The sequence below is a fragment of the Streptomyces sp. RP5T genome, assembly GCF_003933965.1.
Lineage (GTDB): Bacteria > Actinomycetota > Actinomycetes > Streptomycetales > Streptomycetaceae > Streptomyces.
In genome coordinates, this window is sequence record NZ_RSAJ01001080.1 from 1 (window position 1) to 1,363 (window position 1,363).

1 protein-coding gene is annotated in these 1,363 nt (G+C 71.6%); it reads right to left on the minus strand.

Annotation, left to right across the window (positions count from 1 at the left end):
* Positions 1-1,363 (minus strand): LCP family protein (locus tag EHS43_RS44605; protein ID WP_260471017.1); only part of this gene is annotated, 1,363 nt, incomplete at both ends.

The following is a 1,363-nucleotide window of genomic DNA, read 5'->3' on the forward strand; positions in this document are numbered from 1 at the left end:
ACCCCGGACTCCCCCTGGAGCTCGTCCTCGGCCCGTACCTTGCGCACCCGCTCGAAGTCGGCGCCCGCGACGACCTTCAGCACCGCCCCCTGGCCCTTCACCGCGCGCAGTTCGCTCCCGGGCAGGGCCGCCGCCAGTGAGCGGGCCGAGCGGTCCCAGCGGGGGTCGTAGGCGATGACCGTGCGCTTCAGGGTGCGGTCGGCCGCGTTCACCGGGGTCCCCGTCGTACGGAAGCCCGTGGACGCCAGGGCCGCGTCCACCCGCTTGCCGAGGCCGCCCGTCGCCGTGCCGTTCTCGACCTGGACGCGGATCTGCTGCGGGGACACCGGGACCAGCCGAGCCTTGTTCCCCGGCTTGTGCGCGGCCAGCGGCTGGTCCTCGCGCAGGGCCCCGAACAGCCGCGCCGACTTCACCGGGTCCCACTTCAGGGTCGAGCCCACGCCCGGGACGGCGTATCCCATCTGCCCGATCGGCACGGTGGTGAACTCCGACGAGGAGGGGGAGAAGTTCCGCATCGCCCGGCCGAGGTCGAGCAGCTCGTCCGTGCCGAAGCCCTTGTCGGCCCGTACGGAGCCGAGGACGGCACGGGCCACGTCGCGGAACCTCATCGGGTTCAGCAGGACGCCCGAGGAGGTGGCCCGCTCGATCAGCGCGGCGAGGAAACGCTGCTGACGCTTCATCCGGCCGAGGTCGGAGGAGCCGTCGGCGTGCCGGGAGCGGACGTACTGGAGCGCCTGCCCGCCCAGCAGCCGGTGGTGGCCGGCCGCGAGGTCGAGGCCGGTGTACGTGTCCTTCAGCGGGTCGGCGTTGCAGATCTCGACCCCGCCGAGCACGTCCACCGTCTTCATGAAGCTGGTGAAGTCGACCTCCAGGTAGTGGTCGATCTTCACGTGGGTCATGCTCTCCACGGTCCGGACCGTCAGCTGCGGTCCGCCCTCCGCGTACGCCGCGTTGATCTTGATCGGGTGTCCGCGGTGGTGTTCCCCCGTGGTCGCGTCGACGTGCGCCGGTGTCGTCGCGTACGAGTCACGCGGCAGGCTCACCACGCTCGCCCGTTCCCGGTCCTCCGAGATGTGCACGATCATGATCGTGTCGGTGCAGTGGCAGGGCGCCCCGCCCAGCCGGTACTTCCGCCGCTCCTCCTCGGTGATCCTGTCGCGGCCGTCGGTGCCGACCAGCAGCACGTTCATCCCGTGTCCGGCGCGCGGCCGGTTCTTCATGTCCTTGAAGGGGTCCACGCGCTTGATGTCCGCGTCGAGGCTGGTCATCACCGCGTGCCCGATCCCGGCGGAGGCGAGCACGACGACGGACAGCGTGGTCGCCGCCCGCATGGCCCAGCGGGGCCGTCTGCGTCGTACGGGGG